14 protein-coding genes are annotated in these 16,615 nt (G+C 44.7%); 4 read left to right on the plus strand and 10 right to left on the minus strand.

The window, feature by feature from the left end:
• Positions 1-4 precede the first annotated feature (4 nt).
• The 9 genes from kbl to QL886_RS05865 all read right to left on the minus strand — a co-directional run bounded on the left by kbl (position 5) and on the right by QL886_RS05865 (position 10,635).
• Positions 5-1,195 (minus strand): glycine C-acetyltransferase, encoded by a 1,191-nt coding sequence (gene kbl, locus QL886_RS05825; RefSeq protein WP_290177963.1) that lies wholly within the window; start codon positions 1,193-1,195, stop codon positions 5-7.
• A 393-nt stretch (positions 1,196-1,588) separates the two neighbouring features.
• Entirely contained in the window at positions 1,589-1,786 is a 198-nt protein-coding gene (locus QL886_RS05830; RefSeq protein WP_290177964.1) for a hypothetical protein, read from the minus strand.
• Positions 1,787-1,815: 29 nt separating this feature from the next.
• Positions 1,816-2,697 carry an N-acetylmuramoyl-L-alanine amidase gene (locus QL886_RS05835; protein ID WP_290177965.1) on the minus strand — a complete coding sequence of 294 codons (882 nt, stop codon included), beginning with the start codon at positions 2,695-2,697 and terminating at the stop codon, positions 1,816-1,818.
• A gap of 93 nt (positions 2,698-2,790) precedes the next feature.
• Positions 2,791-4,143, minus strand: a complete 1,353-nt coding sequence (locus QL886_RS05840) for an APC family permease (protein WP_290177966.1) — start codon at positions 4,141-4,143, stop codon at positions 2,791-2,793.
• Between the two features lie 163 nt (positions 4,144-4,306).
• Positions 4,307-5,086: an MOSC domain-containing protein gene (locus QL886_RS05845; protein WP_290177967.1), complete on the minus strand. Its 780-nt coding sequence runs from the start codon at positions 5,084-5,086 to the stop codon at positions 4,307-4,309.
• A 228-nt stretch (positions 5,087-5,314) separates the two neighbouring features.
• Positions 5,315-5,728: a ribosome silencing factor gene (rsfS, locus tag QL886_RS05850; RefSeq protein ID WP_057758112.1), complete on the minus strand. Its 414-nt coding sequence runs from the start codon at positions 5,726-5,728 to the stop codon at positions 5,315-5,317.
• 131 nt (positions 5,729-5,859) lie between these two features.
• Entirely contained in the window at positions 5,860-6,882 is a 1,023-nt protein-coding gene (locus QL886_RS05855) for a nicotinate-nicotinamide nucleotide adenylyltransferase (protein WP_290177968.1), read from the minus strand.
• A gap of 219 nt (positions 6,883-7,101) precedes the next feature.
• The gene (gene pta / locus QL886_RS05860) at positions 7,102-9,249 is read right to left on the minus strand and encodes a phosphate acetyltransferase (RefSeq protein ID WP_290177969.1); all 2,148 of its coding nucleotides are present in this window, start codon (positions 9,247-9,249) and stop codon (positions 7,102-7,104) included.
• Between the two features lie 153 nt (positions 9,250-9,402).
• Positions 9,403-10,635 carry an acetate kinase gene (locus QL886_RS05865; protein WP_290177970.1) on the minus strand — a complete coding sequence of 411 codons (1,233 nt, stop codon included), beginning with the start codon at positions 10,633-10,635 and terminating at the stop codon, positions 9,403-9,405.
• A gap of 805 nt (positions 10,636-11,440) precedes the next feature.
• On the opposite strand from QL886_RS05865, the gene QL886_RS05870 reads away from it, so the two are divergent.
• The 4 genes from QL886_RS05870 to QL886_RS05885 all read left to right on the plus strand — a co-directional run bounded on the left by QL886_RS05870 (position 11,441) and on the right by QL886_RS05885 (position 15,599).
• Complete coding sequence (locus tag QL886_RS05870; RefSeq protein ID WP_057758119.1) at positions 11,441-11,755, plus strand: lipoprotein; 315 nt, start codon at positions 11,441-11,443, stop codon at positions 11,753-11,755.
• 328 nt (positions 11,756-12,083) lie between these two features.
• Positions 12,084-13,313, plus strand: a complete 1,230-nt coding sequence (lysA, locus tag QL886_RS05875) for a diaminopimelate decarboxylase (RefSeq protein WP_290178130.1) — start codon at positions 12,084-12,086, stop codon at positions 13,311-13,313.
• A gap of 329 nt (positions 13,314-13,642) precedes the next feature.
• On the plus strand, positions 13,643-14,530 hold the full coding sequence (gene dapF, locus QL886_RS05880) for a diaminopimelate epimerase (protein WP_114701301.1): 888 nt from the start codon (positions 13,643-13,645) through the stop codon (positions 14,528-14,530).
• Positions 14,531-14,576: 46 nt separating this feature from the next.
• Positions 14,577-15,599: a tyrosine recombinase XerC gene (locus tag QL886_RS05885; RefSeq protein ID WP_290177971.1), complete on the plus strand. Its 1,023-nt coding sequence runs from the start codon at positions 14,577-14,579 to the stop codon at positions 15,597-15,599.
• Between the two features lie 33 nt (positions 15,600-15,632).
• Here QL886_RS05885 and QL886_RS05890 read toward each other — a convergent pair whose 3' ends face one another.
• Positions 15,633-16,502 (minus strand): nitrilase-related carbon-nitrogen hydrolase, encoded by an 870-nt coding sequence (locus QL886_RS05890; RefSeq protein ID WP_290177972.1) that lies wholly within the window; start codon positions 16,500-16,502, stop codon positions 15,633-15,635.
• Positions 16,503-16,615 lie beyond the last annotated feature (113 nt).

The raw sequence follows: 16,615 nt of genomic DNA on the forward strand, positions 1-16,615 counted from the left end.
ATGCTTAATCAATTACCTTCATTTGCTTGGCGACTTTGATAAAGGCAGCGATACACTGGTCGAGCTGCTCGCGAGTATGAGCAGCAGAGAGCTGCACACGAATGCGAGCCTCATTTTTTGGCACGACAGGATAGAAGAAACCAATCACATAAATGCCTTCTTCAAGCAATGCGTCTGCCATTTGTTGCGAGACATTGGCGTCATAGAGCATCACCGCACAGATTGCCGATTCGGTAGGCTTGATATCGAAGCCTGCATCTTGCATCTGCTTCACAAAATAGGCGGTATTTTCATGCAATTGGTCTTGTAAGGTATTGTCTTGCGATAGCATTTCAAACGCTTTTACCCCAGCGGCAGCCACCATAGGAGGAATAGAATTTGAAAATAGATACGGGCGTGAGCGTTGACGCAGCATCTCAATCATTTCTTTTTTACCCGTGGTAAAGCCGCCAATAGCACCGCCAAATGCCTTGCCTAAAGTACCCGTGATCAGCTCAATATCGCCACGTAGATCAAACAATTCAGTCACGCCGCCACCAGTGCGACCGACCACGCCTGCTGAATGTGATTCGTCAATCATGACCATGGCATCATATTTTTGTGCCAACGCATAAATCTCATCCATCGGCGCTACATTACCATCCATTGAAAACACACCATCGGTGACAATCAAACGAAAACGCTGTGCTTGCGCCGCTTGCAATTGCGTTTCTAAATCTTGCATATCTGCATTTGCATAGCGATAACGTGCGGCTTTACACAGGCGTACACCATCGATGATTGAAGCATGATTTAACGAATCAGAAATAATGGCATCCTCAGCAGTTAGCAGTGGTTCAAAGGCACCGCCATTGGCATCGAAACAGGCCGCATAAAGAATCGTATCTTCGGTATTAAAAAACTTAGAGATCGCTGCTTCTAATTGCTTATGCAAATCTTGCGTACCACAAATAAAACGCACCGATGACATGCCGTAACCTGAGTCTTCAATGGCTTGGATCGCCGCCTTTTTAATCTCAGGATGGTCAGACAGTCCAAGGTAATTATTGGCACAGAAGTTAAGCATCTCACGGCCATCGGCGATCTTGATGAGTGCATCTTGCGGAGAGGTGATAACGCGCTCGTTTTTATATAGTCCTGCCTCGCGTATATCGCTAATTTCTTGTTGTAGGTGTTTTTGAAAAGCTTGATACATAAATATTCCTTTTTTAGTATTATTGGTGTTCATTTGATAATAGAGATATTGGGACTGGTCATAGAATCAAGTTATCAAAGCCAAGCTATCAAAGCCGTGCAGCATCCTAGCCATCATTAAAATCAACGATAAAACTAAAGAGGCGGGAAGCCAACGAGATGGTGTGAGCAGTGATACTATCTATAACCCTGTGAGCGGTGATTTTATCATTAGCCTATCGCAATAAATAGCCTAAATAGTCGGTAGATAGGCCTTCTTTTATAAAGTGATATAGCGTTGTTTAGTTGTGGTATTGGTTTCATAGCGGCTTAGCTATGTCTCAAAACATAAGACGTCAACTTGCGCATTTATATATTCTTGATTGCTAAGTATTGGTAAATACCGTCTATCCAGTTAGTCATCTTTGGGACGCTTCTGAGCCTCAGCGATCAACTCATGAATCTTGGCGCTTTCCTTTAGCACACAGGCATCATAGGCAGAAAGTGGCTCAGGTTCTTGTTCCTCTTTCTTTTTCTGATCCTGCTCTTGTCTGGCTTTTACTTCTAGATACTTTTGTAGGTCGTCTTGCTCATTTTTTTGAGAGTTATTCATGGCTTATGTCTCCTGATAGCCTGTATTCTTTAATAAAAATCATCCCGACCAGCATACTTCTTATTTAGTGCCTGCAATATCGCATAGGTCTCGCTATCCATATTCCCCGTTGGTTGCTGCGCTCTAAAGTGCAGCTGAAACGCATAGATGACATCGCGACTGGCTTTGTCCCATATATCAGTGTCGTTGATTTGATAGCCATATTTACGAAACGCTTGCTTGATTTCAGGTATCGTGGCCGACGCAAATCCATTTTGATTCATAAAGAACTGCTTATCAAACTCATCATACCAAGCGCCGATACCGTAATCGAAATACAGTCGCTCCCACGGGAACTTTGCACCGGGGTCTATCTTGCGCGAGGGTGCCATATCGGAGTGACCGATGATATTCTTTGGTGAGATGTCATAGCGCGCGGCGATATCCTGCACCAGTTGTGCGACTTTTTTAATCTGCAATTCATCAAATGCCACATAATGCTCATAAGGATGATAGTCGAGCGTGCCATTTTTTAGCGCGTCTCGATATTCAGGCTTGATGCCGCCATTGACGATCTCGATACCGATAGAGGTATCGTTTAATATCGTCCGTCCTGCAAAGCCGCCATCACCTGCATGCCATGCGCGCTCGCTCTCTGGTACTAGGTTATAGATTTTATTGTCATCATTGTCTAATACTAGATAATGCGCGCTCACATTACCCGTGGTCAATGTCTTTATCGAGCGCTCATTATCTGAAACCGTATAGTGCAAGACGATGGTTTTAATGCGCTCGCTTTTGCCAGTCGCTTGGTAGCTATCGCTATCGATGACATAACGCGGCGCTGTCGTTGATACGCAGCCAACGAGCAATAGCATAGAGGATGATACTAGTACTGATACCAATGCAATCGAAGAAATATTTTTTGCCATGAAGTGCTCTATATAGGAAGAGTTGCGGTTATAGCATATAGCATCGTTTGCGTTTGATGTTTATCGTGCCCAACTAGCAAATGCTATTTATGTTTAATAAACGTTAGGATTGACTGCGATTTTTTTATAACCAATTGCCCCAAGCAGAATAAAAAATCCTAGCAAGACATAAGCATTAAATGACAGCGCTGCTGGTGAAAATGGTAGCAGTAATAGCGATATAAAGACCACACTGATTAATACAGAGAGATAATTTAGCAAACCTGCCTGTTTCTTTTTTCGCTCATTAATTAGGTCAGCGGTCGTGACATAAGCGAAGCCAACGGTTATACCCAAGGACGCCATTGTCACGATATCGAGTAGGTAGTTTCTACCTAGCCAAGGAGAGAGTAGGCATACCAAGCATATCAATATAACGGTTTTTTGCTTACTGAATTGGTTGTGTTTATCCGTAAATATACTGGGCAATAATGAGGTATCGCCCATAGATTCTAAGAGCTTAACCGATGACAATATAAAGCCGTTGATACCGCTCATTATCGAGCCAATCATAGCGATCGATAGCAGCCAAATACCGATGCTACCAATCCGATTGTCTATGCCTTCACCTGTCGCCCAGTGGCTGTCTTTGATTGCTTGATAGTCAAAGCTCATGTTTAGCGCGGTAAAGTAGTTGATTAAAAAGTAAAACAACACACCGGCGATAAGTGAAATTAGGATAATGCTTTTGGTCTTGGTTTTTGAATCGCTAATAGCTTTTGAAATCTGCGGTGTGGTCTCAAAACCGACATACGCCCACGGCATAACGGCCAAGATAGGTAACCATGCCAGACTGGTGATAGAGCCGCTAGACATATCAGTTGGCAAAAATACTTGGCTCGTTGGTGTCATCCAAAGCGAGGCAAAAAACAGCGCGGTGACTGATAGAATCATAAAGAGGGCAATATAGAGTTGGATTTTTGCGCCGACTCGTACGCCTTTTAGATTGATATAACTGAACAAAATAATAGCCGCGCTGCATAGGAAAACTTCACTGGCGTAGACTTCCCAACCAGCAATCGTATACAGATAACCTAATTGTAAGCCGCTAGGTAACAGATAGCGCAGTAGCAAAGCGACGGCTGATATATTGAGCGCGATAATAGAAATATAGCCTATCGTAACGCCCCAACCATAGATATAGGCATGCTTGCGATTGATATATTTTTCAATCCAATAGATACCGCCTGACTCGTTTTCTGGCGTTTGGGTCAGCAAATTAATATAGGCACGTGCAACCATATAGATGGCTAAAGTACCGATAATAATAGCGACAGAAGAGCCTAATAGCTGTGACTGTGGTAAAAACAAATCGCCTGGCATGACATACGCACCCCAGCCGATAATTGCACCAACACTAATCGCTATCGCTTGTAGGTAGCTGATACTTTCTGTCTTTTCACTCATGGAGTGCTCCTTCACGATCAAAGATGGAGAAAGAGAAGGAGAGAGTGTTTATTATGGAGCTGACATAGAACATGAAAAACCTTGTGACGCCATTACGCAGGGTAGTGGCTATCTTTTATAAGTAGAAAAGTCATATTAAAGGTTTTTGTTGAGTGTTACCTTTTCAATCCTGTTGGATTTTTTTAGCCAGAACCTTTTTCCAACTGTCCTCTAAACAGTCAATCGCGAGCCACGGTTCAATCACATTGGCATCAAACTTTCCTTTTGAGTTGGACAGTTGCCATAGCGTCTCTAGTGTCGCAAACGGATAAGGGCGCTCAACCAAATACACGGGTAAATCAGCGTATATAAGGCCATCGCGTACAACTTGGAAGTACCAGCCAGAGATACCTTGCTTGCTGACCCATGCCGCGATATTTGGTACTTTGGTAAATTGGCCAATTTGATCATTAATTTTGTAGCAGGGGCGGCGTGGTTGGACGATACGTAGTTGAACGCTATCACCATCATTACTGTTATCTTGGCCATTTTCAAAATGTCCACCATATTGAAAAACATCACCAATGCAAACCGTAGATTCGGTCATTTCAGGCAAACCACCGACAGCTTCAGTCGTAAGGTTTTCGCCCAATGTACCGACGCGAACCTTTAAACCGAATTCTGCATTGATTTTTGCATACGTCGCAGTCGCTAGCTGATGCACGGCTTTGAATGGGCCACCATGATGCTTACGGTCAGCCTGTTCATCAGTGGCGAGGCCCATAAAATTGACAGTGACAGGAGCTTTGATAGGTGCTTTATCAATGGCGCTCATTTCTTCACGGGCAAATGGCATAGACTTGCCAGCGCGGACACAAGTGAGGGTAGCGATATGTAGGGGCAGGTCTTGATTAAAGTCTGTTAGTGTTTGCTCAGGTAATGACGTGTTCGATTCTGCGCTCATAAGGTTTCCTAATAGGTAAAATGAATAGGCGAAGGCGGCTTAATTTTGGCGGTTTAATATTAGTGGCTAATAACTATTAATATGAAATGAGCTTATCTGTACTCAATGATGTATCTGATTATACTGGTTCAGCACCATAAAATTTACATAAAAAAAGACCAGAATAAGTATTCTGGTCTTTTTGATGGAGCGTTTCTTAATCTTGAGCGAACATCGTCACTGACAAGCTTATTTGTTTTTGTTACGACGACCCGCAGTTTTCTTTTCGCGCGGCGTAGCAACTAGCTCAGCCAACTGCTCAGGTGATGACCATAGGCCTTCTAGGTCATAAAACTCACGTGCTTGCGGCGTCATCATGTGGACGACAACCGCGCCCAAATCAATCAACGTCCAGTCAGAATCGATGCCGCCTTCACGGCCAAGTGGCATAAAACCAGCTTGCTTAGCTTCAGCGCCGACGCTATCAGCCATCGCACGTACATGACGCTTTGAGGTACCATCAGCGATGATGATGCGCTCTGTTACGTCAGTCAACTCTTCTACATTCATTACAGTGATGTTCTTTGCTTTCATATCATCTAAAGCGCTTTGTACTAGGGTCAAGCATTCTGTTAGGCGTTCTGCAGTCATGGTGTTGGTCATAAATTTTAATCTCTTGAATCGTAAATATGTAAAATAAAGGGGTAAAACGTCAATTTGTCTTATCCGACTGATCATATGTTGTCAGTCACGCATAGAGACAGGATAGGCAAAATGACATAGATAAGGCGATTTTAACGGAATTGAGCAGCAGAATATAGCTGATGGGCGATAATATATTGATAAACAGCAGGATTTAGCCATTTAGCTAATGGATTAGATTCAGTATTGCTAATGATATCATTTATTGATGCTATAGATGCGATTTGCCGTTGAGCGACTGGCATTTTATTTGTTTGATCGTCTAGTTTCTGTAGTTGTTCACGTATTTGTGTGCTTGATACCGCAGTAATAGGTCGCGAATCTATATAAATGCGTCCTTGAATGGCGTTTTTCAAGTCAGTGCTTTTTAAGTCAGTGCTAGTCGGATCAGTGCTATTTGGATCAGTGCTATTTGGATCAGTGCTATTTGGATCAGTGCTATTTGGATTAGTACTGTTTGAGTTTAAGCTATTTGACGAATGTCGAATAGTTGGTGTTAATAGCTCGATAGGTGAGTCTGTTACATGGGGCTGCAACGACAACGGCAATTGCGATTTTAAGAAATTAACATCTTCCGTAGTCGCTATATTATTTTTAGAAGATATAATACTGTCAGAAAATTTTTCGCTAATACCATCACTCACATCGGTACTGCTCTGACGATTAAATACCCATAGATTGACATGGTCAGTGAGACGCAATCCATCTTTCCATTTATCCAAACTATGGGCGCTGTCCATACCCATGATAAATATCAAATTGTCATTAGGGTACTGCTGCCTCAATGTGCGTACACTGTCGATCGTATAGACAGGCGGCGCTTGCCATAGCTCCAGCTCATTGATCTGTATCGGTGTATTCTCTGTCGCCAGCTTTAACATCGTTAAACGATGATTAGCATCTGTACTTTGTGTCTTAAATGGCGAGCGTGCATTGGGCAATAAGGACACGTGCAGTGTGCGCTGTTGCTGCTTGGCGATTGGCAGTAGGTGTTGATAGACCGACATCGCGACTTCTAAATGACCATTATGTACGGGATCGAACGAGCCGCCAAGATAGGCACGAATGGCAGGTGCAGGTGTTTTCTCTTGAGGGCTGTTGCTCGTATTTGGCATAAATAAATGTATAAAAGTAGATAGGGCGCACGTGGTCGTCGATGCACCTTGCTCTTTTACTGTCTGGCCTTTTTAGGGTAAATAATTTGATGATAGCGCTATTGTAGAGGGCAGATGAGCATCTGTCACCACTGTCTGTCATAGAGCACCAATAAAAAACCGACCATCATAATGATAGTCGGCTTTGTATAGGAATTTAACGGTTAAGTCTTACAGCGATTAAATTAAATCGCTATACGCTTGGATAGCGGTTAACGCGATGGTATAGACGATATCGTCGACCAAGGCACCACGTGATAAATCATTCACTGGTTTATTCAGACCCTGTAGCATAGGGCCGACACTGACGACGTTGGCACTGCGCTGTACTGCTTTATACGTCGTGTTACCAGTATTGAGGTCAGGGAAGATAAAGACATTGGCCTGTCCAGCGACAGGTGAGTCAGGTGCTTTTTGTTTACCGACGCTCATGACAGACGCCGCATCATACTGCAGCGGGCCGTCGACTTTGAGGTCTGGTGCGCGCTCACGAACGATTTGGGTTGCACGGGCGACTTTTTCGACATCCGCGCCTGCGCCTGATGAGCCAGTAGAGTAGCTGATCATCGCAACTTTTGGATCGATACCAAAAGCAGCAGCAGACTGTGCTGATTGAATGGCAATCTCTGCCAGCTCCTCAGCGTTAGGATCTGGGTTGATCGCACAATCACCATAGACGACCACTTGCTCAGGCAACAGCATAAAGAACACTGACGACACGAGCGAATATTGCGGCGCGGTCTTGATCAGCTGGAATGCTGGGCGTACTGTATTGGCAGTAGTATGAATCGCACCTGAGACCAGACCATCGACTTCGTCTAGTTGGAGCATGATAGTACCTAAATAGACTGTGTCTTTTAGATATTCAGCAGCGACTTCCGCAGTGGTTTTACCTTTACGGCGCTCTACGACAGCGGCGATATATTTACTCATATCGAGGTTATCAGGATCGATGATATCTAACCCTTCAGGTAGCGTTAGATCACGGTTTTTTGCCACTTGCTCAACGTCACTACGTTTAGCAAGTAATACGCAGTTGGCGATACCACGACTCTGACAGATACAGGCAGCTTCAACCGTACGTGGTTCCGCGCCTTCTGGCAGTACGATACGTTTTTTGGCGTGTTGTGATTTTTTGACCAATTGATGACGAAACGCTGATGGTGACAGACGCGGCTCATGATTGCGGCTGAAGTATTCTTTAATCCAGCTTAGATCCAAATGCGCCGCCACATAACGAGCCACTTCATCAGCACGTTCTGTATCATCACTTGGAATCTCAGAACTCATATGCATCAGGCTCTGTACTGTCTCGTAGCTGTCGCTTTCGACACTCATGACAGGGATGCCAGTTTTGAGCGCTGATTGCCAAAGCTCAGCAACTGTATCGCTTGGGGTGATGCCACCTGTTAATACTAGACCTGCCAATGGAATTCCATTGATACAGGCCAATCCAGCAGCCAATAGCAAGTCATCACGATCGCCAGGCACGACCATTAACGTACCACGCTTAAAGACTTCGTTGACGCGCGCCACTGAACGAGCGGTTAGGCTGATACGATTGATACGACGTGTCTTTGCTTCGCCAACATTTAGCCAAGTCGCATCGAGCTCTGTTGCGATATCCCATGTGCGGGGCACAGATAGAGAGTCACTAAAAGGGACAACCCCGATAAGGCGGAACACTTCGGTATTGAACGAAGGCGATAGACGCTGAACCTCTTGCAGGAAGTTCGGATCTAAGCTGACAACGGCCTCACCCGGCGCGACAGGTTGATTATCAAAGGTGTTCGGCACGTCTTGTACCCGCATCAATATCACGCCTAGCGTCCGTGAATCGATTACCCCGCCAAACTCACGGGCATGGACATCCAGTTTGTCTGCTAAATAGGCAGGTTTACTGATGTCAGCGGTACTGACAAATATAATCTTGGCGTCTAGCGCGTGAGCAAGTGCACGGTTGATTTGTGACGCATAAGAGGTCTCAGTGGTTGGCACCAGACCTTCACAGATAATCACGTCATGACCATCATCGATCGTATGAAAATTGGCAATCACTTCTTCCATCAAGTCATCAAGATTGTCATCGCCTAGCATACGTTCGACGTGTTGACGGCTGATAGAGTCAGGCGGATTTAGGCCAAATGCGTGCATGGTCAATGCGCTTGAGCTGTCTAAACTGTGTTGTTTGTCTAGCGTATCATCTTGCAAAAACGGCTTCATAAAGCCCGCTTTGATACCGTTATAATCAAAGGCACGGATTAGCCCTAGCGCGGCTGATGTCACACCGATACCGCGACTAATGGGAACAAGTAAAATGGTTTGCATAATGTGTCCTACAATTTATTTTATTTTAGACGTCGAGTCATTTTGAGCAGCATAAGAAATGCAGTATAAAAACACCAAGCGCTTTACCTTATTTGTTCTCAGCTTTTTATAAGCGTCTAGAACGATAAGCGCTAGGCATTATGATCAATCGTCTTATACTAAGTTCAATGCTTGACGAGTCTCTTGAGCGATGCGGTATTCTTCGTCTGTTGGTATAACCCACAGCTCGACACTGCTACCTTCTGCTTGGAAGCTGCCTTCTTGACCACCGTACAATCCAGCGTTCTTTTCAGCGTCCATCTTGATACCGAAATGACGCATGACGGCTAAAATGCTTGCGCGCGTGGTGACAGAGTTTTCACCGATACCACCTGTGAATACAATACCGGTAAACTCAGGCAGTGCACAGCTTAAGCTGGCGAGGTATTTACCAGCGCGGTAGCAGAACATCTCAATGGCGAGCTGCGCATCTTTATGGCCTTCGCTCGCAGCTTGCTCAATAGTACGTAAGTCATTTGATAGGCCAGAAATACCAAGCAGACCGCTTTCACTATTCAGCATCTTATCCGTTTCTTCTAGACTAATACCGAGCTGACGCTTTAGATGCATATGTAAGCTTGGGTCGACATCGCCGCTACGTGTGCCCATCATCAGTCCCTCAAGCGGGGTCAGACCCATACTGGTATCGAGACTTTTGCCATCATATACGGCGGTTGCTGAGCAACCATTGCCTAGATGCGCGGTTATCCAGCCATGAGGACCTTTTGCTGCAGTGATTTGGCTAGCACGTTCTGAGACATAAGCATGAGACGTACCATGGAAGCCATAACGACGGATTTTGTGCTCTTCGTATAGATATTTTGGCAACGCATAGCGGAAAGCGACAGGCGGCATGGTTTGGTGAAAGGCGGTATCAAATACCACAACTTGTGGGATATCAGGATAAATAGCTTGAACCGCTTCAATACCCAAAGCATTTGCAGGATTATGTAGTGGAGCCAATATCTTTAGACGTTTCACTTCCTCTAACGCATGCTGATCAACGCGAACAGCTTGAGAGTATTCACGGCCGCCATGTACCACACGGTGCCCGACTGCGATGAAATGATATTGCTCTAATAGCTCTAGGATTTTTTGCAGGGCGAGTTTGTGACTACCACCAGGAATAGAGATCTCTAATTTATCGCCATTTAGCGTGGTGTGTTTGATACGGGCTGTATCGAGACCTAAGTTTTCGGCAAGACCGGTGATACGAGTAGAGTTGTCATCGCTGATCAACGCGTATTTGATAGAAGACGAACCGCAGTTGAGGACTAAAGTGGGGCTGGTTAGGGTTGATGTGTCACTGTTCTTATCATCAAAAGTGGTACTTAGGTTGGCGCTCATACTCTATCCTTAGATTGGTTTTTATAAAGGGCAAATCAATTATATCGTTCGTTCGATACAAAAAAGACGTCTATTGCCACGTCCTGTTTTATTATCATCAAATGCTACATCGCTGATATCTCAAACGCTGTAGTAAAATTCACTAAGACATGATGTCATTATTATATGGAATTGATGAAGTTGATAACCGCCGAGTAAATAAAAATAAGCCATATCTATGCTGATCATATCAAGCAAGCATATTGGCGATTTTGTTTATACTTGGGCTACTATTTCTGACAGTGCTATGCATCCATGCTTATGAGGTAATGCGTATGCATCTCAGGCTAGCATCCTATTGCCGCCGCAAACTGGGAATATAATGTAACACATTTTTGTTTCTACACCACGACAGGGGCAAGGTTTAAAATATGTGATTAATAAATGGCTAAATGTAAAATAAATCAATTATATTCAATGAGTTGTAGAACTATAAGTGGATAACTTGTATGGGCTACATAGCAGTGCTATGACTCACGAAATTGTAAGAAATATTGTCGAGAAACCCATATGTCATACATTCATATCTAAGCTCGCAGACGATATTACTATAAAAATTCGACTAATGTTCTAGAAAATATCCAACATCACGCAAATTTATTCACCAATCATATTCAGTATCCGTACAGCTTTATGTAATAATGCTATGATGAAAATGGTCATAACGACAGTGCTTTAACTGCTGGTTTGGCTGTCCGTTTGTTTTTTATTTATCACGATTTACTATCGCCATTATGCCGTCGTAAGCTCACAGGTTATCTATTATATGTCTACTATACACAGCCCCTCAGCAGCCAAGCATGCTAGCTCATTCGCTCGTACCAGTCGTCAGGCTGTTGCCACTTTATTTATTGGCAGTGTGGTTATGCTAGGATTGTCAGGTTGCGGGCAAAAAGGCGATCTATATTTGGCAGACTCTAGTAGTCAAACGATAGAGGGCAGTGCGTCTGTATTGGATAGTACTAGCCATCCACAAGATGCAGCCTTTGCGGGTATCGACGATGATAACTATCAAAAAAACCGCTACCTAGAAGAGCAAATGGTGCTACCTGAGCCTAGTACTGACCCCAACGACTATTAATTGCCAAGCTATTAATTACTAGGCTAATAGTTGCTAAGCGGAGCCCGTAGATAGCGGTTAGGTGATGGTTAATTGACTGTTTAACTAACTGTCGATTCTTCACTGCCTGATTGACTAAATAGCTTTGCTACCTAAATTTAATTTTCACCCTTGATAATCTGATTATATTAGAGATGTTTATATGAGTCATTCTGAACTACCTGCTGACTTAACCGATTCTACTACTGGCGAATCCGTTACTATCCAAACTGAGCAAGGGCTATATGTTGACCCGAAAGCTTTAAGTGCTCACTTGCCAGCGTTAAGCTATCGCGGCGATGCATTGTATATGGAGCAGGTCAGTATTGATGAGCTAGCAAAACAATATGGCACACCATGCTACGTGTATTCAAAGCAAGCAATATTGGACGTTTATCAAGCTTATACTGATAGCTTCGCCAGTCTGAATCATCAAGTATGCTATGCCGTAAAAGCAAACTCTAACCTTGCCGTGCTTGGTGTCTTGGCACAGGCAGGCGCTGGGTTTGATATTGTCTCTCGCGGTGAGTTGATGCGTGTGTTAGCCGCAGGTGGCGCAGCATCACGTGTGGTATTCTCAGGCGTTGGCAAAACGTATAGTGATATCGAATATGCGCTGACTCAAGGTATCGGCTGTTTTAATGTTGAGTCTATCAGCGAGCTGACTTTAATCAATGAAGTGGCAAAGTCACTTAATAAGCCTGCGCCAATCTCGTTACGCGTCAACCCTAACGTCGATGCCAAAACCCATCCGTATATCTCAACAGGTCTTAAAGACAACAAGTTCGGTATCACTCACGAAGACGCACTAGCGGTCTATCAGCAAGCGGCCGATTTATCACATATCGACATCGTTGGTATTGACTGTCATATCGGCTCGCAATTGACTGAAGTAGAGCCATTTGTTGCAGCATTAGATAAAGTTATTGAGCTGATACATAGCCTGCGTGACGCTGGTATTGAGTTGCAGCATATTGATTTGGGCGGCGGTTTAGGTGTGCGCTATATTGATGAGACGCCTGTATCTATCGATGAGTTTGCCCAAGCCTTATTACCAAAACTTAGTGAACTTGGCTTGACTGTGTTCTTCGAGCCGGGTCGTAGTATCGTTGCCAATGCTGGCGTGCTATTAACTCAAGTTGACGTACTCAAGCCAACTGAGCATAAGAATTTTGCGATCGTTGATGCCGCTATGAATGACTTGATTCGTCCTGCTTTATATCAAGCTGAGATGGCGGTGATTCCAAGTATGTTACCTAGTGCTGGTATCGATACGGATGGTACGCAGCCGTGGGATATCGTTGGCGCGATTTGTGAGACGGGTGATTTCTTGGCAAAAGACCGCCTACTATCATTGGCCACAGGCGATGTACTGGCCATTACGGGCGCAGGTGCTTACGGCTTTACCATGAGTAGTAACTATAACTCACGCCCGCGTGCTAGCGAAGTGATGGTGTCAGGCGATAGTCATCAGCTAATCCGCAAGCGCGAAACGATTGAAGCATTATATGCAGATGAAGCGTTGTGGCAGGCGCAATAAGATTATTAAAGACGAGCCAAAACTATCGCCGTATTTGATAATTGAAGAGAACCCATTGTGATAATGACAATGGGTTTTTTTATGACTGGATTTTGAGGAAAGTGTTTTTTAATTAAAGCTGATTCTTATTTGAAGGCACGCCTTTAGTTGAAGGCAACACCATTCACAAAAATTAGAGTAGCAAGGAAAACGAGTGTAAGTACTACTCACTGTAGACTAAACAAGTTTGACACCGCTGATCGTATTTTTTGGGATTGGTATTATTATGATTGTATCTGACAGCGTGCTAAGATAAGGCATACATAAAAATAGGATAGGACATCAAAGATATGCTAATAGAGTTTACTAAAATGCATGGGTTGGGTAATGATTTCATGGTCATTGATTTAGTGACCCAGCGTCTAGATTTGACCAAGGATTTGGTGCAGTTATTGGGCGATCGTCACCTAGGCATTGGCTTTGATCAATTGCTCGTGGTTGAGCCACCCATGCGCCCTGATGTCGATTTCAGTTATCGTATCTTTAATACTGATGGCACCGAAGTCGAACAATGCGGCAATGGCGCGCGTTGTTTCGCACGTTTTGTACAAGCACGTAAACTGTCATTTAAGCAGCGTTTACGCGTTGAGACGGCTAGCGGTATTATTTCCCTGACTACTGATCGTTACGGTTGGGTAGATGTCGATATGGGCAAGCCTAAATTTGAGCCAGATGAGATTCCATTTAGCCCAAGAGCGACGACCAAAATCCAAAACACCTATCATCTTGATGTAAATGGCACACCTGTACAGCTGTACGTTGCCAATATGGGCAATCCGCACGCTGTGATAAAAGTCGATGACGTACTCGATGCCGAAGTTGAGATTTTAGGCAAGGCAATTGAGTCGCATCCTGCATTTCCAGACCGCGTCAATGTGGGCTTTATGCAGGTGATGAATCAGCGCCACATTCGTCTACGTGTGTACGAGCGCGGAGTGGGTGAAACGCAAGCTTGTGGTACAGGCGCGTGTGCAGCAGTAGCCGTTGGTATACGTGAAGGCTGGCTTGATGAGGGTGAGGAAGTTCGCGCACAGCTATATGGTGGCAGTATGATTATCAAGTGGCAGCCAGGCTATTCAGTTACGATGACGGGTCCGACCGCTTTCGTTTATGAAGGTGTATTTAGTCCAGATGGCCTGATGGCACAAGCGGGGCTTAAACCCAATGCTGAAGGCTGATAGCTGTTGTTAGGCCAATCGTATAAATACCAAGGAAGGTTCTAATATGGTTATGTCTACCAATAAGGAAAGCCGAGCGGCTAGCTCAGCACCTTGGCTGTCTACTGAGCTAGCCGCCAATATAGAGTCAGACGCTGCCTTACGAGAGCTACTCGCACCTGTGTATCGTTGGCTCAATACGTTGTCTGTGCGCAACCATTCGCCGCATACTCTGACCGCTTATTTTGCTGGTTTAAATCAACTGGCGTTATTTTTACGTGGTAAGCGTCTAACGTGGACACGCTGTGATAAACGGCAACTTGCCCAGCATATCAGTCAACGTCTTGATGAAGATAAGTTGGCGCTTGCCAGTGTCCAGCAAGAGCTGTCTGCGATTCGGCATTTCTATGGTTGGATGATTGAAGAAGAGCTAGCACGTATCAACCCAACCACTGGTTATCAGCTTAAGCGTAGTCCTAGACCACTGCCTTCTATTGCTGATGTCGATTTACTGACTCAGCTACTCGATCAAGAGATTCCTGATACACCAGAGCAAGCACGCTTATGGTTACGCGACAAGGCTATGTTCGAATTGCTCTATAGTAGTGGCTTGCGAGTTGGCGAGTTGGTTGCACTCGATATGGCAGATGTAGATTTGTCTGACTTACGGGTACGAGTTACGGGTAAAGGCAATAAGACACGCCTAGTGCCATTAGGGATAAAAGCCGCAGAAGCGATTAGTCGCTACTTACCACATCGCAACCTGTGGGTAGAGCAGATGGATAGCGCATTGTTCATCAGTGAAAAGCTCGGTACCAGGTTATCAACACGGGCAGTGCAGCAGCGTTTAAAAGTCGCTGCTACTCGCGCGGGTATTGCCCAAAACATGTATCCCCATCTATTGCGTCATTGTTTTGCATCACATATGCTGTCAGGCAGTGGTGACTTGCGCGCCGTACAAGAGATGCTTGGGCATAGTGATATTAGCACCACGCAAATTTATACCCACGTTGATTTTGCAAAATTAACGCAGGTTTATGATCGCGCCCATCCTAGAGCAACTCATGCTCAAAATGAAGAACTGCCCTAGCAATTAGGCACGAAATCCACCGAATTCCATGATCTATGCCAAACGATGGCAATCAAAAATAGGTAGTTTTTGGCGGCCTTGCTCTTGCGCTTGTTTGTCTAATGACGCCATGATGACGGCATATTGTTTATCCAGTTCGCTATCGTCGTAGCTTGCGATAATACTACTATCAAACGCTGTGATAGCTGCATGTCCCCATGTCTGACGGGTGCTGCCATCCTTATAGAGATGATCACCACCTTGTGCAGCGCCAATGACCATACATTGACTATCTAGAGCACGCGCTCGTAACAGTAGCGACCAATGTGCTTGTCCAGTCAAGTACGTAAAGGCAGAAGGTGCACTCAATAGTTCAGCACCGGCTTGTCGCAGACGCTGCGCCAATGCTGGAAAACGCAAATCAAAACATACCATCATGCCGAGTTGATAGACTGTGCTGCCTACTGCTAGTGGCGCAATTACGGTCTGTGTACCTGGCTCAAAGGTCGCCGCTTCGTTATAGCTGCCATGCTTATCAGCCACAGTTGCGGTAAACAGATGAATCTTGTCGTAGCGTGCGACGCGGGTGCCATCTGGTGCAAACAGTTGGCTCACTTGGCGCAATCTACCATCAGGAACGACAGTACCATCAGGGCGATAATGGCAGGGTAACGAGCCTGCTAGTACATGGATGCCAGCGGTGCGGGCGTAATCTGCTATCGTCGCTGATAAGTCGTCAAAACGCTCAGCAGTAGCAGATTGCTGTCCCATACTACAGCAGTTCTCAGGCAATACAACGAGCTCAGCCCCTTGGCCTTGTGCATCTGTGATAGCGGCTTTGATATCTGCTAGATTATTCTCAACATTCTGCTGACTGTTCATTTGAATAGCAGCGACGTTAAGTTGATGGTTACTTAAGTTCATGACAATATTCCTATTGGGTGTGAGCTGTATTGGTCATTTGCCGCAATTTATTTATTATAATATTTTCGCGGTAATGAACAAACTGCTCGTATTTATGGATTGCTTATCCTTGC

This window comes from Psychrobacter sp. APC 3281 (assembly GCF_030407815.1).
In the GTDB taxonomy this organism is placed as follows: Bacteria; Pseudomonadota; Gammaproteobacteria; order Pseudomonadales; family Moraxellaceae; genus Psychrobacter.